Source organism: Campylobacter concisus, from assembly GCF_002165775.1.
In the GTDB taxonomy this organism is placed as follows: domain Bacteria; phylum Campylobacterota; class Campylobacteria; order Campylobacterales; family Campylobacteraceae; genus Campylobacter_A; species Campylobacter_A concisus_E.
Genome location: NZ_NDYP01000001.1, coordinates 42,634 through 65,283, shown reverse-complemented (window position 1 = coordinate 65,283; position 22,650 = coordinate 42,634). Strand labels below are relative to the sequence as shown.

At 38.3% G+C, this 22,650-nt stretch carries 25 protein-coding genes and 1 pseudogene; 15 read left to right on the top strand and 11 right to left on the bottom strand.

The annotated features are described in order from the left end of the window. Positions 1 to 80 precede the first annotated feature (80 nt). Positions 81 to 953 carry a cytochrome-c peroxidase gene (locus B9N66_RS00340; protein WP_087579420.1) on the top strand — a complete coding sequence of 291 codons (873 nt, stop codon included), beginning with the start codon at positions 81 to 83 and terminating at the stop codon, positions 951 to 953. Continuing rightward, positions 943 to 3,363 (top strand): bifunctional diguanylate cyclase/phosphodiesterase, encoded by a 2,421-nt coding sequence (locus B9N66_RS00335; protein WP_087579419.1) that lies wholly within the window; start codon positions 943 to 945, stop codon positions 3,361 to 3,363. Before B9N66_RS00340 ends, B9N66_RS00335 begins: the two co-directional genes overlap by 11 nt. A gap of 3 nt (positions 3,364 to 3,366) precedes the next feature. Here B9N66_RS00335 and B9N66_RS00330 read toward each other — a convergent pair whose 3' ends face one another. Continuing rightward, positions 3,367 to 4,125, bottom strand: a complete 759-nt coding sequence (locus B9N66_RS00330; RefSeq protein ID WP_087579418.1) for an exodeoxyribonuclease III — start codon at positions 4,123 to 4,125, stop codon at positions 3,367 to 3,369. 146 nt (positions 4,126 to 4,271) lie between these two features. On the opposite strand from B9N66_RS00330, the gene B9N66_RS00325 reads away from it, so the two are divergent. Both B9N66_RS00325 and B9N66_RS00320 read left to right on the top strand, forming a co-directional pair. Continuing rightward, positions 4,272 to 4,544: a diacylglycerol kinase gene (locus B9N66_RS00325; RefSeq protein ID WP_257639733.1), complete on the top strand. Its 273-nt coding sequence runs from the start codon at positions 4,272 to 4,274 to the stop codon at positions 4,542 to 4,544. A 1-nt stretch (position 4,545) separates the two neighbouring features. Next, entirely contained in the window at positions 4,546 to 4,773 is a 228-nt protein-coding gene (locus B9N66_RS00320) for a replication/maintenance protein RepL (protein WP_072594035.1), read from the top strand. 27 nt (positions 4,774 to 4,800) lie between these two features. Here the strand turns inward: B9N66_RS00320 and B9N66_RS00315 are convergent. From B9N66_RS00315 to rpsT, 4 genes and pseudogenes are all read right to left on the bottom strand, one after another. Beyond that, positions 4,801 to 5,036 (bottom strand): annotated as a pseudogene (locus tag B9N66_RS00315) (FAD-binding protein); the annotation flags it as partial. A 160-nt stretch (positions 5,037 to 5,196) separates the two neighbouring features. Beyond that, positions 5,197 to 5,616: a TOBE domain-containing protein gene (locus B9N66_RS00310; RefSeq protein ID WP_087579417.1), complete on the bottom strand. Its 420-nt coding sequence runs from the start codon at positions 5,614 to 5,616 to the stop codon at positions 5,197 to 5,199. Between the two features lie 344 nt (positions 5,617 to 5,960). Continuing rightward, the gene (prfA, locus tag B9N66_RS00305) at positions 5,961 to 7,028 is read right to left on the bottom strand and encodes a peptide chain release factor 1 (protein WP_087579416.1); all 1,068 of its coding nucleotides are present in this window, start codon (positions 7,026 to 7,028) and stop codon (positions 5,961 to 5,963) included. Positions 7,029 to 7,041: 13 nt separating this feature from the next. Next, positions 7,042 to 7,311 carry a 30S ribosomal protein S20 gene (gene rpsT / locus B9N66_RS00300; RefSeq protein WP_004317319.1) on the bottom strand — a complete coding sequence of 90 codons (270 nt, stop codon included), beginning with the start codon at positions 7,309 to 7,311 and terminating at the stop codon, positions 7,042 to 7,044. Between the two features lie 157 nt (positions 7,312 to 7,468). Between rpsT and glmM the strand changes: the two genes are divergently transcribed. The 6 genes from glmM to B9N66_RS00270 all read left to right on the top strand — a co-directional run bounded on the left by glmM (position 7,469) and on the right by B9N66_RS00270 (position 12,161). Beyond that, positions 7,469 to 8,809 (top strand): phosphoglucosamine mutase, encoded by a 1,341-nt coding sequence (glmM, locus tag B9N66_RS00295; RefSeq protein WP_087579415.1) that lies wholly within the window; start codon positions 7,469 to 7,471, stop codon positions 8,807 to 8,809. Continuing rightward, on the top strand, positions 8,802 to 9,254 hold the full coding sequence (lspA, locus tag B9N66_RS00290) for a signal peptidase II (protein WP_087579414.1): 453 nt from the start codon (positions 8,802 to 8,804) through the stop codon (positions 9,252 to 9,254). The genes glmM and lspA overlap by 8 nt, the downstream gene beginning before the upstream one ends. Next, entirely contained in the window at positions 9,244 to 9,606 is a 363-nt protein-coding gene (locus B9N66_RS00285; RefSeq protein WP_087579413.1) for an NINE protein, read from the top strand. Before lspA ends, B9N66_RS00285 begins: the two co-directional genes overlap by 11 nt. A 9-nt stretch (positions 9,607 to 9,615) precedes the next feature. After that, a complete protein-coding gene (locus B9N66_RS00280; protein WP_004317437.1) occupies positions 9,616 to 10,050 on the top strand; it encodes a CopD family protein in 435 nt (144 codons plus the stop codon). A 9-nt stretch (positions 10,051 to 10,059) separates the two neighbouring features. Further along, the gene (locus B9N66_RS00275; protein ID WP_087579412.1) at positions 10,060 to 10,605 is read left to right on the top strand and encodes a hypothetical protein; all 546 of its coding nucleotides are present in this window, start codon (positions 10,060 to 10,062) and stop codon (positions 10,603 to 10,605) included. 116 nt (positions 10,606 to 10,721) lie between these two features. Beyond that, positions 10,722 to 12,161 carry an acetyl-CoA carboxylase subunit A gene (locus B9N66_RS00270; RefSeq protein WP_054195976.1) on the top strand — a complete coding sequence of 480 codons (1,440 nt, stop codon included), beginning with the start codon at positions 10,722 to 10,724 and terminating at the stop codon, positions 12,159 to 12,161. Positions 12,162 to 12,163: 2 nt separating this feature from the next. Here the strand turns inward: B9N66_RS00270 and B9N66_RS00265 are convergent, their stop codons facing one another. Together B9N66_RS00265 and B9N66_RS00260 are read right to left on the bottom strand one after the other, a co-directional pair. After that, positions 12,164 to 12,346, bottom strand: coding sequence for a hypothetical protein (locus tag B9N66_RS00265; protein ID WP_087579411.1), 183 nt, complete (start codon positions 12,344 to 12,346; stop codon positions 12,164 to 12,166). A gap of 45 nt (positions 12,347 to 12,391) precedes the next feature. Further along, on the bottom strand, positions 12,392 to 12,631 hold the full coding sequence (locus B9N66_RS00260) for a PQQ-binding-like beta-propeller repeat protein (protein WP_087579410.1): 240 nt from the start codon (positions 12,629 to 12,631) through the stop codon (positions 12,392 to 12,394). 327 nt (positions 12,632 to 12,958) lie between these two features. Between B9N66_RS00260 and B9N66_RS00255 the strand changes: the two genes are divergently transcribed. Together B9N66_RS00255 and gdhA are read left to right on the top strand one after the other, a co-directional pair. Further along, the gene (locus tag B9N66_RS00255; protein ID WP_087579409.1) at positions 12,959 to 13,543 is read left to right on the top strand and encodes an SMI1/KNR4 family protein; all 585 of its coding nucleotides are present in this window, start codon (positions 12,959 to 12,961) and stop codon (positions 13,541 to 13,543) included. A 198-nt stretch (positions 13,544 to 13,741) separates the two neighbouring features. Further along, positions 13,742 to 15,100 carry an NADP-specific glutamate dehydrogenase gene (gene gdhA / locus B9N66_RS00250; RefSeq protein WP_087579408.1) on the top strand — a complete coding sequence of 453 codons (1,359 nt, stop codon included), beginning with the start codon at positions 13,742 to 13,744 and terminating at the stop codon, positions 15,098 to 15,100. 1,320 nt (positions 15,101 to 16,420) lie between these two features. Here the strand turns inward: gdhA and infC are convergent. From infC to B9N66_RS00230, 3 genes are all read right to left on the bottom strand, one after another. Beyond that, positions 16,421 to 16,939 (bottom strand): translation initiation factor IF-3, encoded by a 519-nt coding sequence (infC, locus tag B9N66_RS00245; RefSeq protein ID WP_085657966.1) that lies wholly within the window; start codon positions 16,937 to 16,939, stop codon positions 16,421 to 16,423. Then, complete coding sequence (gene thrS, locus B9N66_RS00240; protein WP_087579407.1) at positions 16,936 to 18,756, bottom strand: threonine--tRNA ligase; 1,821 nt, start codon at positions 18,754 to 18,756, stop codon at positions 16,936 to 16,938. Before thrS ends, infC begins: the two co-directional genes overlap by 4 nt. A gap of 351 nt (positions 18,757 to 19,107) precedes the next feature. Beyond that, positions 19,108 to 19,674, bottom strand: coding sequence for a YbaK/EbsC family protein (locus B9N66_RS00230; protein ID WP_087579405.1), 567 nt, complete (start codon positions 19,672 to 19,674; stop codon positions 19,108 to 19,110). Positions 19,675 to 19,739: 65 nt separating this feature from the next. Between B9N66_RS00230 and ung the strand changes: the two genes are divergently transcribed. Next, on the top strand, positions 19,740 to 20,432 hold the full coding sequence (gene ung, locus B9N66_RS00225; RefSeq protein ID WP_087579404.1) for a uracil-DNA glycosylase: 693 nt from the start codon (positions 19,740 to 19,742) through the stop codon (positions 20,430 to 20,432). Between the two features lies 1 nt (position 20,433). Here the strand turns inward: ung and B9N66_RS00220 are convergent, their stop codons facing one another. Further along, positions 20,434 to 20,727, bottom strand: coding sequence for a hypothetical protein (locus B9N66_RS00220; RefSeq protein WP_087579403.1), 294 nt, complete (start codon positions 20,725 to 20,727; stop codon positions 20,434 to 20,436). An 80-nt stretch (positions 20,728 to 20,807) separates the two neighbouring features. Between B9N66_RS00220 and B9N66_RS00215 the strand changes: the two genes are divergently transcribed. Further along, positions 20,808 to 21,338, top strand: a complete 531-nt coding sequence (locus B9N66_RS00215) for a pyridoxamine 5'-phosphate oxidase family protein (RefSeq protein ID WP_087579402.1) — start codon at positions 20,808 to 20,810, stop codon at positions 21,336 to 21,338. Between the two features lie 20 nt (positions 21,339 to 21,358). Continuing rightward, entirely contained in the window at positions 21,359 to 22,525 is a 1,167-nt protein-coding gene (locus B9N66_RS00210) for a replication-associated recombination protein A (protein ID WP_257639732.1), read from the top strand. Positions 22,526 to 22,650 lie beyond the last annotated feature (125 nt).

The window sequence follows — 22,650 nt, the reverse complement described above, 5'->3', positions numbered from 1 at the left end:
AAAAAACAATAAAATAATTTACTATATAAAAAATTAAAAATTTGCCGATATAAAAAAGAAAATTAAAAATTAGGGGCGTTATGAAGGGCGTTATACTTTGTCTATTTATCATCACGATTTCATTTTGCAAATATGAATCCTACAAACCTCTCACGGTAGTAAAATATAATGAAGAAAAGGCTCTGCTTGGCAAAAAACTCTTTTTTGACAAAAGACTAAGCCCAAATGAAAACTACTCTTGCCAAACTTGTCACAACTTGTACTGGAATTTAAGCGGAAGCAACCAAGATAGCATGGAAAAAGGCACTTTAAATCCTCCAACCATATTAAATGCTGCAGCAAACTATCTATTTTATAGCGATGCAAAGATTAGCAATTTAAAAGATCAAGTAAAAGAGTCCATAACCTCTAGAATAGAACTAAACTCAGATAACGACAAGATAGTGGATTCTGTAAATAATATCTCTGAGTACAAAATTTTATTTAAAAAAATTTATAATGACGGCATTAATTTTGATAATATTGCAGATGCAATAGCTGAGTTTGAAAAGGCTGTCTTGAGTGTTGATTCGCCATTTGATCGTTTTATATCAGGTGATAGCAATGCCATAGATGATAGTGCAAAGAAAGGATTTGAGATATTTAATAATATAGGCTGTGCCGCTTGTCACAATGGTAGAAATTTGGGAGGAAATTTGACACAAGATATTGGCCGAGAAAGAATTTCTGCCTTAGATACAAACAAAAGATTAAGAAGAGTGCCATCACTAAGAAATGTTACAAAAACTGCCCCATATTTATCCCATGGAGAGATAAATGATCTAAAAGAGGCTATAAGCTTTATTGGTAACTACCAGCTAGGATATGAGCTTAGCAAAGATGAAATTGATGCTTTATACTCATTTTTTTTGACACTAAATGGTAAAAAGCCTAGGATATTAAATGAGTACTAAACGAACAAAAACCATACTTAGTCTTTTAGCGGCTATATTTTTTATTAGCTCATTTTTTATATATAAAGCAAATATAGCCATTGATACGGCTCATAAATTTGATGACGGGATTTTAAATCTAAAATTTATAGACAATGAGATAACTTTTTCTTTAAATAATATTTATGATATCTCAAACTACGACAAACTCAATGCTGACATAAATTCTTTTGATACAAATTTGAGCAACCTTTCAATGCTTAGTGATAAGATGATGTTGTTTCATCAAAATGAAATAACAAAAGATCTACAAAACATAAAAGATACATTTAGTAAAAAAGTATTTTTTTTACAAAGATCAGCTTATGTAAACTCATCTATAGATTCTTATATCCAAATAAGTCAATATGAGATACAAAATCTCGCACTTCCAAATAAGCTTAAGCCTATATTTTATGCGATAAAAGGTGCTTTGATGCTTAGTCCTGAAGTAATAGATGAAATTTCAAAGCAAATAAAAATATATAAAAACGAGTATAAAGATAACCAAAAAGCTCAAAGCGTATTAGACAAGATACTTTATGTGACTCAAGCTACAAAAACTTTACATACAATCTCAAATAGTGCAAAAGAGCTACATCTTGATAATCTAATAGAAAATTTTAGAAACAAAATCCTAGAATTTCACTCTGATGCGGTGGATAACACAAAAATGGCTCAGACAATCTGCTTACTTACATTTATAATATTTTGTACATTTGGCCTCTTTCAAATTAAAATAGCCTCAGGACGCTTAAGACAGATAAAACTCCTAAGTTCTACAATTGAAAACGATCATAGCTCTATTGTCTATTGCGACAAAGACAATAGAATTTCATATGTAAATAAAACCTTTGAAGAAAAAACTGGCTACAAACTAAAGGATGTAATCGGTAAAAATCCTAGAATACTAAAATCATATATGCATCCACAAAGCTTTTATGAGTCCATAAAAGAGGCTGTGCAAAAATCTCTACCTTGGGAGAGCGATGAGCTTATAAGTAGAACAAAAAGCGGTGATTTTTTATATGAAAAGGTAAAATTTTCACCATTTTTCTTTAAAAATAAATTTGAGGGCTACATAGCTGTAAAGCTTGATAGGACTAAAGAAACACTGATACTAAACGAGCTAACTCAAAAAAATGAACAAATAAAAATTCAATCTTCAATCGATAAGCTAACAGGCTTTGGTAACTACTTTGCTTTAACTGAAATTTTAGACGCGCAAAAAGATGGAGTGCTCATTTGCTTAAGCATTAAAAATTTTAAAATTTTAAGATTCTTTTATCAAACTAAGATTATCGATGCAATGCTAAAAGCAGTAGCTGATACACTAAAGCTTTGTATAGATACTTCTGAGATAAAAGCAAAGCTATTTAGATTTCAAGATGACGCATTTTATATATGGTATGAAGGCGATAATATCGTAAGAGATATTGAATATATAAGAGAATATTTTGGCTCAAATAGAATAAATGTCGCTATTGATGAAAAATTTGAAAATTTACCAGGCATAAAGATAGTATTTGGTGTTTCATTGCCAAATGATACCCCACAAACTAACCGCCTAATGCAATCAGTCCTTGCAAATCAGCTCGCAATAGAAAATGGTAGCAATATTTACTACTATCTAGAAAATGACGCTATCGAGATGAAATATCACAAAAACCAGCTGGCAGTTCAGCTAATCGAAGATGCGTTAGAAAACGATAGAGTCATAGTAGAAGCACAAGGCATCTTTAACTTAGAAGAAAATGAAACCGAAGCAAAATATTATGAAGTTTTGGTTCGTATAATCGATCAAAATGGCAAGATACACTATCCGGGCGAATTTTTAGATATTGCCATGAAAACGCAACTATATCCGCAAATAACCAAAAAGGTGATAAGTCTTGCGTTTGATCTAGCCAAAAGATATCCAGATTATATGTTCTCGATAAATTTATCAATTACCGATATCGCTGATGCTAGCATGAGAGAGCTTATAGAGAGCAAGTTAAACGAGTGCAAAGATCCTAATAAAATTTGCTTTGAAATGCTAGAGAGCGAAGAGCTTAGCGACTATGTTGCGGTAAATTCTTTCATAAAACGCGTCAAAGGCTATGGATGTAAAATTTCGATTGATGACTTTGGCTCAGGATACTCAAACTATTACCGAATTTTGGAGCTTGATATAGACACCATAAAGATAGATGGCTCGATAATCAAAAAGCTTCCATTTGACGAAAATGCTAGAGTTCTAGTAGAAACCATCGTAAGCTTTGCAAAAAAACAAGGCTACAAAATAGTAGCCGAGTTTGCAAGTTCAGAAGAAATTTTAAACCAAATCAAAAATTTTGGAATACCTTACGCACAAGGTTTCTTACTGGGCAAGCCTCGCAGAATGGAATAGCGACTAAATTTCTATATCTATCCCAACTGGGCAGTGATCACTACCTGTGATCTCTGGCAAGATAAATGCGTCTTTTAGCCTATCTTTTAATCCTTGTGAAATAAAGAAATAATCAATTCTCCAGCCGACATTTTTAGCCCTTGCATTAAAGCGGTAGCTCCACCACGAGTAAGCGTCCGCTACGTCGCCATTTATAGCTCTAAAAGTATCTATAAAGCCACTTTTTAGCACCTCATCGATCCATGCTCGCTCGATAGGTAAAAAGCCAGAAGTTTTGGCATTTGCCTTTGGATTTTTAAGGTCGATTTCACGGTGAGCGGTATTTACATCACCACAAAATATCACCTCTTTGCCGTTTTTTGCAAGCTCTTTGCAGTAAGCTATAAATTTCTCGTAAAAGTCCATTTTATAGGCTAGTCGCTCGTCATCCTTTTGGCCGTTTGGAAAATAGATATTAAAAAGTACAATATCGCCAAATCTATGTTCCAAAACACGCCCCTCCGTGTCATCAAAGAAGGCTGCCTTTTGCGTAGAAATGTCAAAATTTGCTAGGCTCATCACACCAGAGTATCCGGCCCTCTCACCCGAGTTTACACTTATATCTTTAAAGCCAAGATTATAAATTTCTTTTGGCACATCACTTTCTTTGACTTTAATCTCTTGAAGCGCTAAGAAATCAGGCTTTTGCTCAGTAAGCCACGCGAAACCATCTTTTGTTACAAGTGCTCTAAGGCCATTTACATTCCAGCTAATAAGTTTCAAATTTCATCCTTTTTTTAATTATAATTATGCCAAAAATCACAAAAAGGAAAATTATGAGAAACCAGCCAGAGTATAAATTTTTTAAAAATTTTGGCTATGCAAGAGAGGGTTTGGCTGAAATTTTTAAAAATTAAAAGAGCTTTCGAATAGAAATTTGCATATTTTTATTAGCAGCACTATCGCTATTTTTTTGGAATTTTGACCTTGTTTTTAATCTATTTTTGATTTTTAGCATGGCATTTGTGCTAGTTTGCGAGTGCCTAAACTCAGGCCTAGAGCGAGTAACTGATCTTGCAAGCCCAGACTATCACGCCCTAGCAAAGACGGCAAAAGATGCAGGAAGTGCAGCTGTGATGATCGCAAATTTTTTATGTGGCACGCTTTGGTGCGCAGCGATAGGATATAAAATTTGGAGCTAGCATGAATGAAGAAATTTACAAGGCAATCATTGGCGAGAAAAAGGTAGAAATTATAAATTTGCTAGTTAAAAGCTGTGATGAAAATGGCTTTATTGTAGTAAAAATTTCAGAAATTTGTGAAAAGCTAGATGTGAGCAAACCAACCGTAATAAATACCTTTAAGTTGCTTGAAGAGAAGAAAATTTTCGAGCGAGTGAAAAATGGGGTTTATAGATTTAAAAATTTATAGTGGCAAGCAAACGCTTACAACATCTTTTTAGCCCATAGTCTTAGCAGTGATCATGCCAAATGTCAAGCGGTCAGTTATCACGACTGACCCTAGACGACTAGCTCTGCAAACGCCACCAGTGATCTTGCCAGCTACATATAGATTTGGTATAGGTATAGCCATTTGAGAGCTTATGACTTGGGCTTTTGTGTTGATATTTGGCCGCCTATTGTTTGGTGAACCTTTGGCGTGCCATGCTCTGCTTAAAATGGCGGATAGGCTATAAAAGTAAAAAATAATATAAATTTTAGCTATAAATTTTCTAAAAAATATTCACTACGACTTATTTAAATTTATAATTTCGTTGATAAATTTTATAGTATTTTAGATCTTAGCTTAAGAATAGAATTTAGTTAGGAGAACGGAGCAAAATTGCTCCGTAAATTATTTAACACCGACTATAATTTGAGTTGCTTTAATGATTGCAGTTACATCATCGCCTACTTTTAAAGCCAGGTTACCAACAGACTCTTTTGTGATGATAGCTGAAATTTTGCTACTATTTGCATCGATAATCACCTCTGCATTTACAGCTCCATCTTTTATCTCGCTTACAGTACCTTTTATTTGGTTTGTGGCACTTAGTTTGATGCTATCGTCTTTTGAAACGATAACGCTTGAAGCTTTGAATAAAAATATAGCTTTTTTACCAACTTTTAGATCAAGAGCTTTCTCGCTATCAACTGTAATAGTTGCTTTTAGCACTTCGCCACCTGCTAGTTTGCCAGCTATTAGCGAATTTACCGCACCTGTTCTTACTTCTGTGATCTCAACATTTAGTTGATTTCTTGTACTTATTGACATTTTGTCTCCTTGTTTTGAATTAAATTATGGTGAAATTGTAAGGTAGAATTATTAAGCAAAACTTAAAAACTATTTATACAAAATTATAATATCAAAAATAAAAATTTTACACTTTTAAATGCCCTAGAAATCGCTATTTGAGAAATAAAATCTAAAAATTTAATTTATATTATTTTAAAAAAAACGAGAAAAAATATTACTAACTACTACTTCTAAATATCTATTTTTGTAAAATTCTTGTAAATTTGACTTTAAAGATTGGTAAATTTAAAAGTATTTTAAGCTAAAGCAATATTTTTAGGTAAAGAAATAAATTATAAAATTTGAAGTAAAAATTTGAAAGTTTAAATGCCAGCTTCTAGCATAGCTTCTGCTTGATAATGCGTAATAAGTGGCTCAATGATCTCATCAAATAATCCCGCAGCCATAATCGCATCAAGGCGGTAAAGTGTTAAATTTATACGGTGATCACTTATGCGGTTTTGCGGATAGTTGTATGTCCTTATCCTGCCAGAACGATCTCCGGTACCAACTTGGCTCTTTCGCTCACTAGTCTCTTTTGCAAGTCTCTCTTGCTCTTGAAGCTCATAAAGTCTAGCCTTTAGCACCTTCATCGCAGCTTCTTTATTTTTGTGCTGACTCTTGCCATCTTGGTTTGTGACAACAAGGCCTGTTGGTATATGTGTGATCCTAACGGCACTATCGGTTGTATTTACTGACTGACCGCCATGGCCTGAGCTTCTCATCACATCAACCCTTATATCATTTGGATTGATCTCAATCTCGCTATCTTCAACCTCTGGCATAATAGCCACAGTCACAGCTGAAGTATGCACCCTACCCTGACTCTCAGTCTCTGGCACACGCTGAACCCTATGCGTGCCGCCTTCAAATTTTAGTCTTGAGTAAGCACCTTTGCCTTTTATAAGCACAATGATCTCTTTAAAGCCGCCAGTATTGCCTTCGCTTTGGCTAACGATCTCAAATTTATATCCACGAAGCTCTGCATATCTGATGTAAGCATTAAAAAGATCTCCAACAAATAGCGCGGCCTCATCTCCACCAGTACCTGCACGAATTTCTAAAAATATATTTTTATCATCGTTTGGATCTTTTGGAAGAAGTAAAATTTTAATCTCTTCTTCAAGCTTTTCTCTTGAAATCTCCAAATTTTTAAGTTCCTCTTTTGCTAGCTCTCCGAGCTCAGAGTCATCTAGTAAATCTTTATTCTCATCAATGTCATTTAAAATTTGTAGATATTTTGTTGCAGCAGACGCAACCGGCTCGATAGATGATTGCTCTTTTGAGAGCTTTGTCATCTTTTCGATATCGTTTGCTATATTTGGATCGCTAAGAAGCGTAGAAATTTCATTATAGCGATCCAAAAATGGATGAAGTTTATCAGCAAACATTAAATTTTATAGATTAAGCAGCTTTTAGAGTATTTACTAATTGTGCAAGGCGACTAACACGGCGAGCAGCAGTTTGTTTCTTCAAAAAGCCCCTACTTACGAAGCTGTGGATACTTTTGTTAGCAACTTTTAAAGCTTCATTTGCAGCATTTAGATCTTTAGCTTCTACAGCTACACGCACTGCTTTTGTGATATTTTTAAGTCTTGTGCGGTAAAATCTATTTCTTTCTGTTCTTTTTATAGTTTGTCTAGCTCTTTTTTCAGCAGATTTATGGTTTGCCATAATATACCTTTTTGAATAATTTTAGTCGGTGATTATATTAAAGATATAATAAATTTAACCTTAATTTAAGTCATCCTTAATGAAAGTAAAATTTTAGATTTTAAATTAGGTAAATTCTGATAAAATAGCACAATTTTATAATAAAAAGGATAAATTTATGAAACTATTTGGAACAGATGGTGTTCGTGGCAAGGCAGGCGAAAAGCTATCAGCTCAAACATCTATGCGTCTTGCAATGGCAGCTGGAATTTATTTCAGAAAGACCTCAGCGACAAATGTGATTTTGGTTGGAAAAGATACTAGAAAAAGCGGCTATATGATAGAAACCGCCATAGTTGCAGGGCTAACTGCGGTTGGCTACAACGTCCTTCAAATAGGTCCTATGCCAACGCCTGCGATCGCATTTTTAACAGAAAATATGCGCTGTGATGCTGGTATCATGATAAGTGCATCGCACAATCCATACTACGATAACGGCATTAAATTTTTTGATAGCTTTGGCAACAAACTAGATGAAAAAATAGAAGCCGAGATAGAGAAAATTTTCTACGACGATGAACTCATTGCAAACGCTCAAAAGACGATGACAGAGATCGGTGCAAACAAGAGGATCGATGATGTTATCGGCAGATATATCGTGCAGATCAAAAATTCATTCCCAAAAGAGCTAAATTTAAAGAATTTACGAGTAGTTTTAGACGTGGCAAACGGAGCTGCTTACAAGGTCGCACCAACTGTATTTAGCGAGCTTGGAGCCGACGTCATCGTCATAAACGACGAACCAAATGGTAGCAATATCAACCAAAACTGTGGCGCGCTTCATCCAGAGGATCTAGCAAGCGAAGTAAAAAGGCTTCGTGCCGACATCGGCTTTGCATTTGACGGCGATGCTGATAGGCTTGTAGTAGTTGACGAAAACGGCGAAGTTGTGCATGGCGATGCGATACTTGGCTCACTAGCTGCATTTTTGCACGAGCAAAAGGCGCTAAAAGGTGGAGCCATCGTGGCTACGGTGATGAGTAACGCCGCACTTGATGACTATCTAAAAGCTCACAAGATCAAGCTACTTCGCTCAAACGTAGGCGATAAATACGTGCTTGAGATGATGAAAGAAAATGGCATAAATTTTGGTGGCGAGCAAAGCGGCCACGTGATATTTAACGACTACGCTAAGACTGGCGACGGCCTTGTAACCTCGATGCAAGTCGTTGCGATGATGCTAAAAAAAGGCAAAAAGGCTAGTGAAATTTTTGGTGAGCTAAAGCCGTATCCGCAAATTTTGTTAAATTTAAAGATCACGGAGAAAAAGCCGCTTGATAAGATAGAGGGGCTAAAAGAGCTTGAGGCTAGCCTTGCAAAAGATGGCATAAGGTCGCTCTTTAGATACTCTGGCACTGAGAATTTGATCAGACTTTTGCTTGAGGGCAAAAATCAAACTTTAGTTGAAAAACGCATGGATGAAGTTGAGAAATTTTTTGTAAAAGCCTTAAATGCGTAAAAACTTAGTTAAATTTTTCATAGCGTTTTTTATAATTTTTATTGTTGATCAAGCGATAAAAATGATATTTATAGATGGTTTTTCGTGGGAGGGCGAGTTTTTCTCGCTAGTTCTTACATATAATAAGGGCGTTGCATTTTCGATGTTCGCCTTTTTAGATGAGTGGCTTAAATTTATCCAGATAGCCCTTATTTTAGGCGTTTTTGTCTATCTAGTCGTTGAGAAAAAGCTGCTTTGCTCGCATGCTATTTGGCTTGGAGCTTTGCTAGGAGCTGGCAGCTCAAATATCACAGATAGATTTGTCCATGGCGGCGTCGTGGATTACGTCTTTTGGCACAAGTGGTTTAACTTTGCGGTCTTTAACTTCGCCGATGTGATGATCGATCTTTGCGTCGTGATGATACTTTGGCAAAGTTTTAGAAAAAGGAGAGAGAGTGGGAAATAATATCTACGTCGCATACGCGCTTTGGCTACTTACTGGCTGGCTTGGAGCGCATAGAATTTACCTTGGTAAATTTATCACTGGCTTTTTAATGATGGGACTATTTTTTATCGGTTGCTCTTTGCAAATCATCCTCATTGGCTACTTATTTTTGGCTATTTGGGGTATTTGGTGGATCATCGATGCATTTTTAGTTGGCGCTTATGTTGATAAAAATTTACAAAAGATCGAGCTAAAAGAGAGACTAAAACTAAAAGATAAAGAAGAGGACTTAAAAAGACTTTACGAACTTTTTGAGAATGGTGCGATCAGCAAGGCTGAATTTGAAGCTAGAAAAGAGATACTTTTTAGATAAGGAGACGTTATGGCAGAATATTATCTTTACTTAAAATACCTCCACTATTTGTTTTTCATCTCGTGGATGGCAGTACTGTTTTATCAGCCAAGGCTCTACGTTTATCACGTAGAAAACATGGACAAGCCAGACTTTGTAAAAGTGGTCGAAGTGATGGAGTACAAGATGTATCACTACATCGGTTGGGTCGCACTGATTGGCTCATTTGTAACTGGTATATTGATACTTATAGCGATGCCTGATCTTATAAAAACTGGTCACATCCATGTCAAAATTTTAGTTGTCATCTTAATGGCTATCTATCACCTAGACCTTGGACGCTACATGAAGCAGCTCAAAGAAAAGCGCTGTAACAAAAGTGGCATCTTCTTTAGAGCTTACAACGAAGTGCCAACTATCGCGATGCTCATCATCATCTGGGTCATGATAGTAAATCCATTTTAAAGGAATTTGATGAAGAAAATTTTAGCATTTATCGCTTTGCCAGCCCTCTTGCTCGCAGCTACTCAGTATTTTGAGCCAATGCAGATAAAATTTGACAACAGACTCTACTCGCTAGCAAGTTCAGCCAAACCTGTGCCAAATTTATTCACGCAGGAGTATTTGCTTCCTGGTGAGAAACTAGATAGTTTTAGCTATATGCTATCGCTAAATACCCTTAAATTTGACGCTACGCCAGAGCAAGCAGTCGAGCAAAAGATAAATGATCTAAAAGAGCTAAAAGCAAAAGGGCTAAAAGTGGCTTATAAAAAGGGTTCACTGGCAAATGAAATTTATCTTGATATCACGATATTTTCAAATCTAAATGGTATGCCAACAGCGGAGCACTCGATATATCGCTACACCAAACAGGGCGGAAATTTAGTCCTTTTTACCATTCAAAGGCGTGCTTATAAAAAAGAGGGCATTCAAAGATTTGCTACAAATTTCACGATCGAGTCTCAAGATTTTAGTAAAAAAGCCCTAGCCACGCCTTTTCCACAAATCATCAATAGATAGACAAATTTGAGTGTAAATTTAGCCTTTGCACTCAAATTTTAAAACTACACTTAATAAATTTATCTAAAAATAAAACGAATAGTTATATGATAAGCAAAACTCAAAAAGGATAGCCTATGATACATAAAATTCTTATCGCAAATCGTGGTGAGATCGCAGTTAGGATAGTCAGAGCTTGTAGGGATTTACACATTCAAAGCGTAGGAATTTACACAGCGCCAGATAGCGAGTGCTTACATGTGAGGATCGCTGATGAGGCCTATCAAGTGGGCGAAGATCCGATCAAAGGCTATCTTGACGCCAAAGCGATCGTAAAGCTTGCTAAAGAGTGCGGGGCTGACGCGATACACCCAGGATACGGCTTTTTAAGCGAAAACTACGAATTTGCAAAGGCGGTCGAGGACGCTGGGCTTATCTTTATCGGTCCAAAGGCTGAAGTGATCAGAAAAATGGGTGATAAAAATATCGCAAGATACCTGATGAAGAGAAACGGCATACCAATCGTTCCAGGCACAGAAAAGCTAAATGACGAGAGCATGGACGCTATAAAAGAGCACGCTAGACGCATCGGCTACCCAGTCATCTTAAAAGCAAGCGGTGGTGGTGGTGGCCGTGGCATCAGAGAAGTTTGGCAGGAAGAAGATATGCAAGATGCCTTTGAGTCTTGTACCAGAGAGGCAAAGACCTACTTTAACAACGATGAAGTTTTTATGGAGAAGCTTGTCGTAAATCCTCGTCACATTGAGTTTCAAATTTTAGGCGATAACTACGGCAATATCATCCACCTTTGCGAGCGTGACTGCTCTATCCAAAGGCGCCACCAAAAGATCATCGAGATCGCACCTTGCCCATCTATCAGCGAAAATTTAAGAAAGATCATGGGTGTAACCGCAGTGGCTGCTGCAAAGGCTGTGGGCTACTCAAACGTAGGAACTATCGAGTTTTTGCTAGATGACTACAATAACTTTTACTTCATGGAGATGAACACTCGTATCCAGGTGGAGCACGGCATCACCGAAGAGATCACAGGCCATGACCTAGTTGTTAGACAAATAAGAATCGCTGCGGGTGAAATTTTAGAGATAGAGCAAAGCGATATCAAACCACGTGGCTACGCGATAGAGGCTAGGATCACGGCTGAAAATGTCTGGGAAAATTTCATACCAGCACCAGGCACGATCGAGGGCTACTACCCAGCTCTTGGCCCATCTGTGCGCGTCGATAGCCACGTCTATAAAGACTACACCATACCGCCATTTTATGACTCACTAATCGCAAAGCTGATCGTAAAGGCGACCGACTACGATCTGGCGGTAAATAAGCTTGAAAGAGCACTTGAAGAATTTACCATAGAAGGCGTACGAACTATCATCCCATTTTTGCTAACGATCAGCAAAAGCAAGGAGTTTAGAAGGGGATTTTTCGATACTAGCTACGTTGAGAAAAACTTAAAAACTATCCTTGAAAACACCTATGATGATATGAACAAAGAGCCAAACGACGACCTAGAAGAAGTCATCGTAGAGGCGATAAAAAGATATAAAAAGAAGAGATAATTTTATCTCACACTACGGCTTTGGCGATAAATTTCGCCAAGGCTAAATCCTCGCGCAAACTGCGTACGTCTTAGCTTTATCATTTGCCATAACGTAGAGTCTACTGACATGATCTGATCTGTAACTAAGCCAAAATTTTCAAACTCTATCTTTTTTAGTAGCAAGCCATTTCTAGCGCTTATCAAAATTGGCTTATTTTTGTTGTTTGCGAGTAGAATTTAACTATCGACTCAAGGAAAATGCTCCGCGCCACTTGTTTTAAATTTAAACATCACCTCGCCACTTTTTGCCTCGATAGCATAGAGATGTCCGCCCTTGTCAGCAGTGCCAAAGCAAAGCACTCCCTCACATAGAAAAACTAGCGTGTAGAGATATGCGCCAAGCTTTAGCCACCAGACGGTTTTGCCTATCCTTGTGCCCTGATCTTTAGGCGGCACACCCCCATTTAAGTTTTTTATCTTTTGCTCCACTTTTGAACGATGCGCCGTCCAAAATTTCTTTACACTCCACTATAAGCGGCGAGCTAATTCGTACGCAAAAGCGCTCAAGTTCGTATATTTTAGCATCGTCATAAATCTCTTTTATGGGCTACACGGCTTTACCAAGCCAATTTACCTCATCATTAACCCTTTGTAACATCTCACATTTAGTGATTGCTAGTTTTTTAGTTATCTATGCCAGCTTCTTAAATTTATGAAGATCATGGTCTAAATTTGGTAACAAATGAGCCAAAATTAAAAGCACGCTGAAATAAATTTGATAAAATTTGCCAAAATTTAGCAAATTAAAGGACTGATATGTTTTTAAAGCTAGATGAAATCGCTCAAAAGTTAGATCAAATTTTTTTGCCACTAGAGCAAGAGGGTATGACTGGCATGAGGCTCTTGCTTCAAAATGATGTTCAAGCTACCACACAAGCACTTAAAAACGCACAAGAAGCTCTTGGCGTAAATTTCCCAGCTAAATTTATAAAGCTTTTAAGCAAATTTGACCTTGGAAATTTTGAAATTTGCAATGTCAAATTTGGCTCTAGAGGCGACTATGCAAGCGAGATAGTACGACTAAATAGCGTAGATGAGTTTGGTGGCAAATGGTGGCAAGGTGAAGCTCGCCCTTTAAATTTAATAGTCTTTGCCGTGGGTGATCCGTGGATATTTTTGCTTGATTGCACGAGTGGCGCGGTCTATGCATGGCTCTTTGGAGATGAGGAGCTTTGCAGCAGGTGCGTCGCAAACGACTTTGAGAAATTTTTCATAGCACTTGCTAGCATCGATATAGCAAGGCTAAGTGAAGAAACCCTGCCATCAACCGAGCAAATCCTAAAATTTGTCCAAGCAGACGACACAGCACTTGATCTTTGGCAAGAGATGGCGCAAATTTAGTAAATTTAGGCTCCACTCAGCCTAAATTCTCTTTTATAAATTTATCCCAGCGATCGAAACAAAAACCACTTTTTATAAATTTAGTTTCGATATGTAACGCTCATTGCCTAAAATAAAAATATAAAAATAAATTTAAATAAAAATTTTTTCTAGGAGAGTTAATATTCAACTACGAAAATTTGACGAATAGGAGCCAAAATGAGCGAGTACATCGAAAAAACGATGGAGTGGATAAAAAAGACCAATCCGGGTCAAGGCGTCTTTGTCCAGGCTGCGACCGAGGTTTTAAACAGCCTCGAGCCGCTTATAAAAAGAGAGAGCAAGTACCAAAAACACGCGATCCTAGAACGCATCGTCATCCCTGAGCGCACGGTGATCTTTCGCGTCACGTACACGGGCGATGACGGCAGACCGCAGGTAAATAACGGCTACCGCGTGCAGTTTAACTCAGCCGTCGGCCCCTATAAAGGCGGCATCAGACTGCATCCTAGCGTGGATCTTGGCGTGCTAAAATTTCTAGGATTTGAGCAAATTTTTAAAAACTCGCTCACGGGCGTAAATATCGGCGGCGCAAAAGGCGGCAGCACCTTTGATCCAAAAGGCAAGAGCGAGGGCGAGATAATGCGCTTTTGCCAAGCGTTTATGAGCGAGCTATACCGCCACATCGGCAACACCGTGGACGTGCCCGCAGGCGACATCGGTGTGGGCGCGCGCGAGATAGGCTATATGTTTGGGCAGTATAAAAAGCTCACGGGCAGATTTGACGGCATCCTAACTGGCAAAGGCCTAAACTGGGGCGGCAGCCTAGTGCGCACGGAGGCGACCGGATACGGGTTAGTTTATTTTACGCAAAACATGCTGCAAAAAGCAGGCCTTGGGCTAGAGGGCAAAAAGTGCAGCATAAGCGGTAGCGGAAACGTCGCCATCTACACGGTAGAAAAGCTCTATCAAGTAGGCGCGCTGCCTATAACGGTTTCTGATTCAAACGGATACGTTTACGACGCAGAGGGCATAGATCTAGCGGTACTTAAAGAGCTAAAAGAAGTAAAACGCGCGCGCCTTAGCGAATACGTTAAATTTAGACCGAGCGCAAAATACGTAAGCGTGAGCGAGTACAAAGAGGGTAGAAACGGCGTGTGGGACGTGCCGTGCGATGGAGCGTTTCCGTGCGCGACGCAAAACGAGCTTCACCTAGCCGACATCAAGACGCTCTACGCTAACGGCTGTCGCTTCGTGGCTGAGGGCGCAAATATGCCAAGCACGCTTGATGCGATAAATTTTATGCTAGTGCAAAAGGATTTTTACTTCGCTCCGGCAAAGGCGGCAAACGCGGGCGGCGTGGGCACGTCGGGCCTTGAGATGATGCAAAACGCTGGTATGACTTCGTGGAGCTTTGAGGAGGTCGATCGCAGACTACACGGCATCATGAATCATATCTTTGAGCTTAGCTACGAGACTAGCAAGGAGTTTGGCGACGAGGGAAATCTGGTGCTTGGCTCAAATATCGCGGGCTTTAGAAAAGTGGCCGATGCGATGATAGATCAAGGGTATGTGTAGGGCTGATTTTACTCTTGGCTCTATAAATTTACGTCCAAGTTAAATTTGGACGTAAATCAATATGAAATAAGTTTGGGCTTTTAGCTAAAAGAGAGTTTGCCTTTTGTATAGCAAATTTTACTGACAAACTATCAAATTTACGCTAGTTTGAAGTATTTTATGCAGCGTTCGTTTTGACAAATTCGTGGTGGTGTGATAGATGTGGATTTGAAGCTCGCCTAAATTTAAAATATTGATACTAAGGTGGCGAGCAGATCACTATTTTTAGAGCATTTAATAGAAATTTTGTCAAAAAAGCTGGCGTGGTGGCAAATGGTGGAGTGGCGAGGTTTGTGCAACAAATTTGAAAGTTTTTGCCATGGATGCTTTTGCTTGATTGCACGAGTGGTATGTTTATGTGTGGCTGTTTAAAGATGAAGAAATTTGTAGCAAGCGCGTTGCGAGCAAGAAATTTTTATAGTGTTAGCTGGCATCGATATAACAAGGCAAAATGAAGAAGTCCTTACAGAGAATGAGCAAATACTAAATTTTATCCAAGCAGATTATAGGACATTTGATTTTTGCCAAGAAATGGCTTATAAAATTTAATAAATTTATGCTCACCCAGCCTAAATTCTCTTTTATAAATTTAAACTATAAACAAGCGAATTTTTTAGCAAATTTATACAGCTGCTAGGCGAAATTTAGCTTATAACTCTCGCACAGGCACCATTAATTTACAACTCGAAAAAAGTTATCAAATTTACTCTTTCAAGCGAGCTCTTACCTAGTCGAATTTCAGCAAAGTGTCTATGTAATGGTTGGCAGAAAGAGGATGGAGCAAATTCTAGTAAGCAAAAATTAAAATTTGCTACATTTAATCCATGAACAAGCAAATTTCTCATCAAATTTGGTCGTCACATAAAACCAAGAGTAGCCAAAGCTTTTTGTAAAAAGCATTATTAAAGCGATATCTCATTGCCAAATTTAGCTAGATATTAGGCAAAATTTAGCTTAAAAACACTCACGTAAGCACTAAAAATTTGTAAGCTCGCAAAGAAAGTCGATTTGCCTAGATTATTTTCAGCATAATACTCATGCGAGCGATAACAAAGCGGGTAAACTCCAGCAAACAAAGATCGAAATTTACTAAATTAATTCACTCCTAAATTTATTCTACAAAATTTAACCGTAAGCCGTATCAACCCTGCAAACGCCTTTGCGTAAATTCAGCAAATATAAAATGAGAGGATTTTTAGAAAATAATTATTTGTAAGTTTTTGTATTAAAAAAATTTAATGTAACAAAGAGTAAGCCCTAGAGCCTGCTCTTTGTGAAAATTTAACCCTTTTTTGGAGTTACAAGCATATTTACATAACGACCTTCTATCATAGGTTCTTTATCGCGATCAGCTTCATTTTTTATCATTTCCCAGACCTTCTCAAGCATAGCTACGCCAGCTTCTGGTGTGCTCATCTCGCGACCCTTTAAAAAGACACGAAATTTAACGTGTTTGCCATCTTGCAAAAACTCGCTTGCGTGTTTAACCTTGTAGTTTATATCGTTTTGGGCGATCTTGACAGAGAGTTTTATCTCTTTTATCTCGATGGTTTTTTGCTTTTTCTTGGCTTCTTTTTGCTTTTTCTCTTGCTGATAACGGAATTTACCATAGTCCATTATCTTGCAAACTGGCGGCTTCGCATCTGGCGCTATAAGCACTAGATCAAGCCCAAGCTTATTTGAGATCTCTAAAGCCTCATCTCTTGAGATGACACCGTATGCCGTGCCATCATCCCCTACACATCTTACCTCTCTCGCCCTTATGTCCTCATTGAGCAATACTTCATTTTCCTTACTCAAAAATGTACCTCACTAAGTTTCTCCTTCGTTAAATTTATAAATTCCGCCAAGCTCATATCACTCTGCGTCCTAGCCTGTCTGTCGCGCAATGCAACGCTTTTATTCGCTACTTCGTTGTCTCCTAGCACGACTATCATAGGCACCCTTTGTTTTTCTGCCGTTCTTATTCTCTTATTTAAACTCTCATTTTTACTTGCGATCTCACTATCGACGTTGATCTTTCTTAGCTCACGTGAAATTTCTTTTGCGTAGTCTAAATGCGCGTCACTAATAGGTACGATGACAACCTGCGTTGGAGCTATGAAAAATGGTAGCTCACCAGCAGTGTGCTCAAGTAAAATTCCTATAAATCTCTCAAAACTACCGAGTAAGGCTCTATGTAGCATTACGGGGCGTTGTCTTTCGTTATTTGCGTCGATGTAGCCTAGATCAAAGCGCTCTGGCAAGTTAAAATCAACCTGGATCGTGCCGCACTGCCATTTTCTTTTAAGTGCATCGGTGATTTTGATGTCGATCTTTGGTCCATAAAATGCACCACCGCCCTCGTCGATACCGTATTTAAAACCGTTTTCATCAAGCGCTTCTTTTAGTGCTTTGGTCGCAGTTTCCCAAATTTCATCTCCGCCGATCGCTTTTGCAGGCTTAGTTGAAATTTCCATCTCGTAATGAAAGCCGAAATTTTCCATTATTTTGCCAGCGAATTTTAAAATTTCTAGGATATTTTCTTTGATTTGGCTCGGCATACAAAAGATATGTGAGTCATCCTGGGCAAATTCACGTACCCTGAAAAGTCCGTGTAAAACGCCGCTTTTTTCGTGGCGATGCACGACGCCGTATTCGAAAAATTTAAGCGGTAGATCGCGGTAAGACCTGATATCACTTTGATAAACTTTGATGTGACCAACGCAGTTCATTGGCTTGATGCCGTATTCTGCCTCATCGATCGTCGTAAAGTACATATTTTCTTTATAGTTTGCGTAGTGACCGCTTCTTCTCCACACGTCAGCTTTTAAAAGCTCTGGCCCACGCACTGGCTCGTAGCCACGGTCGCGATGGGCTTTGTATAAAATTTGCTCTAACTTAGAGCGCAAGCGTCCACCATTTGGTAACCAGATCGGCAAGCCACCACCCACTTCTTCATCAAAAGTAAATAGTTTCATCTCGGTACCAAGCTTTCTATGGTCACGCTTTTTGGCCTCTTCGATGATGCGGATGTGCTCTTTTAAACTCTCTTTATCTGCATAAGCTGTGCCATAAATTCTAGTTAGCATCTCACGGCTCTCATCGCCTCCAAGATAAGCTCCAGCCACGCGTGTAAGCTTGAAAAATTTTAAAAATTTAGTATTTGGTACGTGTGGTCCACGGCAAAGATCTTCAAAATCGCCTTGCGAATAGCTACTCACTTCGCCATCTGGAATTCTTTTTAAGACCTCTTGTTTTAGATCGTCGTCTTTAAATTTTTCACTCATATTAGCTTTGGTCGAGCAAGTTTTGACTATGTCAAATTTCTTCTCAGCAAGCTCTTTCATTTTTTCTTCGATCGCTGCTAGATCGCTCTCGCCTAGCTTCGTGCCCTCATCATCAACTCTAAAATCATAATAAAATCCATCTTCTACGTTTGGTCCGACAAAGAATTTCGCCTTTGGATAGAGTGATTTGATAGCTTGTGCCATGAGGTGTGCACAGGAGTGTCTGATAACGTGTAGTGCTTCTTTTGAGTTGTCAAAATAGATAGGCTCAGCACCACTTTCACGCCCTGCGATACTTTGTGTATCGACTATTTCGCCATTTAGTTTGTATGCGATGATATCGCTCATTGTTTTTCCTTATATCAAATTGTCTTTTTTACGATAAAAGAACGATTAAGGATTTTATCGAAATGGGCTTTAAGCTAAACTTAATATTTACTAAGCAAATTTTTATAAATTCTTTTTAAATCCACAAGCTTTGATATATAAATTTATTTATGAAATATATATATTTATATTTAAATATATAAATCCCTAAATTTAAAGCTTTTTATTTATATAATTTATTATACTTTAAGATTATGCCTGATAATATTTGTTCTTGAAATGAATTTAGCAATTTCTCGTCTTTGCATTATTTAAATTCATTTTTCTCCCGACAATATTTAGTGCTAGGAAGTGGTTAGCCTAGCACTTTTTTTATTCTGCAAAATTTATTAGCGTTGGTCGTACTATCTTCTTATAATCTTTTGTATTTAAAATGATCGATCTATCAAGTAGTCCCGCATTAAATGCGATCTCATCGTTTCTTTGTAGCAACCTTTCATCAACTACAATGTGTAAATTTTTATGAAAGCTAAATGGTGGCACTGAACCAAAAACACAGTCTGTCAATGCCAAAACTTCATCTGGACTAGCTAGGCTTGCCCTTTTGCCGTCAAATTTTTGTGTCAAGCTATCAAGATTTGCTTGCATATCGGCTGGCAAAATAGCCAAAATATAAGTTTTACCAGCCTTCATCGCTGGCTTTTCATCGCTTAGCAAATAATCATTTAGCACATTTTCATCTTTAAAAATTTGCCTAAATTTTTCCTCATCTACTCCTTTTATAGAGCAAACTAGAGCCTTTGCGCCTTGGCTCATCTTTGTTCCCCTAAGTTTTGCTACCTCTTCTGAAGTGGTCGCACTCTCATGGTTTAGAACTTTAAATTTAGCTTCATTATTGCTAAGAAGATCGTGGATCTTATTAAAAATTTGCTCAGACACAGCTCTTTCCTTTGGATAAATTTTTAGTTAAAATTATACTGCTAAAACTTACAAAAGGCAGGAAAATGCAGATAAATTTAGATGGTATAAAGATCGAGCCAGGCTGGAAAGAAGTGCTAAAAGATGAGTTTTTGAGTGAAAATTTCGCGCGTATCAAAGAAAATTTCTTAAAAGCAAAGAGCACTGGCACCGTCTATCCACCAAGTGCGCTTATATTTAATGCATTTAACCTAACGCCATTTCGCTCTGTCAAAGTCGTCATCCTAGGCCAAGATCCATACCACGGCGCAAATCAAGCCATGGGGCTAAGCTTTTCAGTGCCTAGTGGCGTAAAAGTCCCACCAAGTCTTGTAAATATTTATAAAGAAATTTACGCTGATCTTGGCATAAAAGAGCCAAATAGCGGCGATCTTACAAAGTGGGCAAAGCAAGGCGTACTACTACTAAACTCAACTTTAAGCGTTAGCGCTGGAGTGGCAAATTCTCACGCTAGCTTTGGCTGGCAGGGCTTTACAGACGCCGTCATAAAAAAGATAAGCGAAAATTTACAAAACGTAGTTTTTATGCTTTGGGGCAACCCAGCCAAGGCAAAAGCACCACTTATAGACGCTAGCAAGCACCTCATCTTAGAGGCAGCCCACCCAAGTCCGCTGGCTCGTGGAGCATTTTTTGGCTGCAGGCACTTTTCAAAGGCAAATATCTACCTAGCAAACCACGGCAAAACGCCAATAGACTGGGATCTAAACGTAAAAATTTGATCTATTTTTTTAGATCATTTAAAAGTTTATTTGTCTCTTCAAGCTTTCTTTTGCAAAATTTCTCATCTTTGTTTTGTAAAATTATGGCTTCTTGGCCGCTTTGTCTTTGTTTAAACTCATCAAATTTAAGCTCAAAAAGCCTTAACGCCTTTTCGTCATTTGCAAGTCGCTTGCTCTCTTTGGCATAAAGCTCATCAAGATAGAGCCTACTTTGCTTGATATATTCATTGCAAACATCGTTTGCATGGACTAAATTTACGCCAAGCAAAATGGCAAAAATAGCTATTTTTCTCATGTTTTTCCTTGAAATTTTTGCGTTATACTAGCCTTTAAGCACTTAAATTTTAAAATGCTCTTTCAAAAAAAGGATAAAAAATGAGACGAAAAGATAGAGAGCTGAGCCGTGAAGATGGCTTAAAAATCATAGATGAATGTGAATATGCAGTAATTTCATGTGTGGATGATGAGGGAGAAATTTTTAGCGTACCGATCTCGCCTGTTAGAGTTGGTGAAAGCATTTTTATACACGGAGCTACCGCTGGCTGTAAGGCAAAACTACTTCAAGATGGACGAAAAGTGGAGTTTGTCTGCGTTAGTTTTAACAAAGTCCCGCATCTAAGCGAAAGCGAGCTAGATGCAATAAAAGACGATGGCAAGGTACTTGGAGGCAAGGTTTTTACGACTGAGTACAAAAGTGCCATCGCAAAAACTAAAGTTTACGAGATCACAGACGAAGCTAAAAAATATGAAATTTTAAAAATTCTCAGCCTAAAGTACACAGCTTATGCGATGAACACCTTTGAAACAGCGGCGCAGTATGGGCTAAAAATCATAAAAATTTACGAGCTAAAGATAGAGAGCCTTAGCGCTAAGGCCAAAATTTTGCCAAAAGCGGTAAAGGAATAAATTTGAACTCACTTGCACTGATGTTTAGACCAAAAAACTTGGATGAAATTTGCGGACAAAAGGCGGTTAAAGCAGCTTTTTTAAAATTTATAGCCGCCGGCAAGATCCCGCACTCCATCTTTTATGGTCCAGCAGGCTGTGGCAAGACGAGCTTTGCAAGGGCTGTGGCAAGCGGCGCAAACTACGACTTTTATGAGTTTGACGGCGGAAATTTAAAGATAGATGACTTTCGCAAAATTTTAAAAAACTACGAAAATGCCCTAAATAAGCCACTCTTTTTCATAGACGAGATCCACAGGCTTAGCAAAACCCAACAAGAAGCACTGCTAATCCCCATGGAAAACTACAAAGCCCTAGTCATCGGCGCTAGCACGGAAAATCCTTTTTTCACACTAAGCTCAGGCATCAGAAGTCGCTCTATGCTCTTTGAGTTTAGACCGCTTAGTAGTAGCGACTTTGAGGAGCTTCTTGGCAAGATCAGGGAGCAAATTTCTTTTAGCATAGATGATGAAGCCAAGGAATATTTATTTAAAAGTAGTGGCGGCGACGCAAGAGCTATGCTAAATTTACTTGAATTTGCCGTCACACTTGATGAAAACGTGAGCCTAGAAAATTTAAAAACACTACGTCAAAATGCCCTAAAAGAGGGAGCAAAAGAGGATGACACGCACTACGAGCTAGCAAGTGCTTTTATAAAAAGCCTGCGTGGAAGCGACGAAAATGCCGTCATATACTATCTCGCAAGGCTCATAGACTCTGGCGAGAGTGCGGACTTCATCGCTAGAAGGATGGCGATATTTGCCAGCGAAGACATCGGCAATGCAAACCCAAATGCACTAAATTTAGCCGCCAGCACGCTTAGTACGGTAAAAGAGATAGGCTTTCCAGAGGCTAGGATCATACTGGCTCAGTGCGCCATCTATCTAGCCAGCTCGCCAAAGTCAAACTCCAGCTACAATGCAATAAATGCTGCCCTAAAATACGTGCAAAGCGAGGAAATTTTAAAGATCCCGCCATATCTAAAAAATCACACAAAAGAGAGCAAAGACTACCTTTATCCGCATGATTTTGGCGGCTGGGTCGAGCAAAAATATCTAGAGAAACCGCTCGTTTTTTACAAAAGCAAAGGCATAGGCTTTGAAAAAACGCTAAATGAGTGGCTAGAGAAAATAAAATTCAAGGGTTAAATATTAGGCTTTACTCTGTCAAGTTGAAAGGTCTGTTTTAAATTTAAAGATAGAAGACGTTGGAGCAGATTAACGACAGCTTATGGCAGAGCAAGCAGATTTCCAGAAATTTTTAAACAGCTTTG

Coding starts and splice junctions, on each gene's coding strand:
- gdhA (WP_087579408.1), top strand. CDS start 13,742: ATGAGCGAGTACATCGAAAAAACGATGGAGTGGATAAAAAAGACCAAT.
- B9N66_RS00340 (WP_087579420.1), top strand. CDS start 81: ATGAAGGGCGTTATACTTTGTCTATTTATCATCACGATTTCATTTTGC.
- B9N66_RS00280 (WP_004317437.1), top strand. CDS start 9,616: ATGGCAGAATATTATCTTTACTTAAAATACCTCCACTATTTGTTTTTC.
- lspA (WP_087579414.1), top strand. CDS start 8,802: ATGCGTAAAAACTTAGTTAAATTTTTCATAGCGTTTTTTATAATTTTT.
- B9N66_RS00210 (WP_257639732.1), top strand. CDS start 21,359: ATGTTTAGACCAAAAAACTTGGATGAAATTTGCGGACAAAAGGCGGTT.
- ung (WP_087579404.1), top strand. CDS start 19,740: ATGCAGATAAATTTAGATGGTATAAAGATCGAGCCAGGCTGGAAAGAA.
- B9N66_RS00255 (WP_087579409.1), top strand. CDS start 12,959: ATGTTTTTAAAGCTAGATGAAATCGCTCAAAAGTTAGATCAAATTTTT.
- thrS (WP_087579407.1), bottom strand. CDS start 18,756: ATGAGCGATATCATCGCATACAAACTAAATGGCGAAATAGTCGATACA.
- rpsT (WP_004317319.1), bottom strand. CDS start 7,311: ATGGCAAACCATAAATCTGCTGAAAAAAGAGCTAGACAAACTATAAAA.
- B9N66_RS00320 (WP_072594035.1), top strand. CDS start 4,546: ATGAATGAAGAAATTTACAAGGCAATCATTGGCGAGAAAAAGGTAGAA.
- glmM (WP_087579415.1), top strand. CDS start 7,469: ATGAAACTATTTGGAACAGATGGTGTTCGTGGCAAGGCAGGCGAAAAG.
- B9N66_RS00310 (WP_087579417.1), bottom strand. CDS start 5,616: ATGTCAATAAGTACAAGAAATCAACTAAATGTTGAGATCACAGAAGTA.
- B9N66_RS00215 (WP_087579402.1), top strand. CDS start 20,808: ATGAGACGAAAAGATAGAGAGCTGAGCCGTGAAGATGGCTTAAAAATC.
- B9N66_RS00275 (WP_087579412.1), top strand. CDS start 10,060: ATGAAGAAAATTTTAGCATTTATCGCTTTGCCAGCCCTCTTGCTCGCA.
- B9N66_RS00220 (WP_087579403.1), bottom strand. CDS start 20,727: ATGAGAAAAATAGCTATTTTTGCCATTTTGCTTGGCGTAAATTTAGTC.
- B9N66_RS00335 (WP_087579419.1), top strand. CDS start 943: ATGAGTACTAAACGAACAAAAACCATACTTAGTCTTTTAGCGGCTATA.
- B9N66_RS00270 (WP_054195976.1), top strand. CDS start 10,722: ATGATACATAAAATTCTTATCGCAAATCGTGGTGAGATCGCAGTTAGG.
- prfA (WP_087579416.1), bottom strand. CDS start 7,028: ATGTTTGCTGATAAACTTCATCCATTTTTGGATCGCTATAATGAAATT.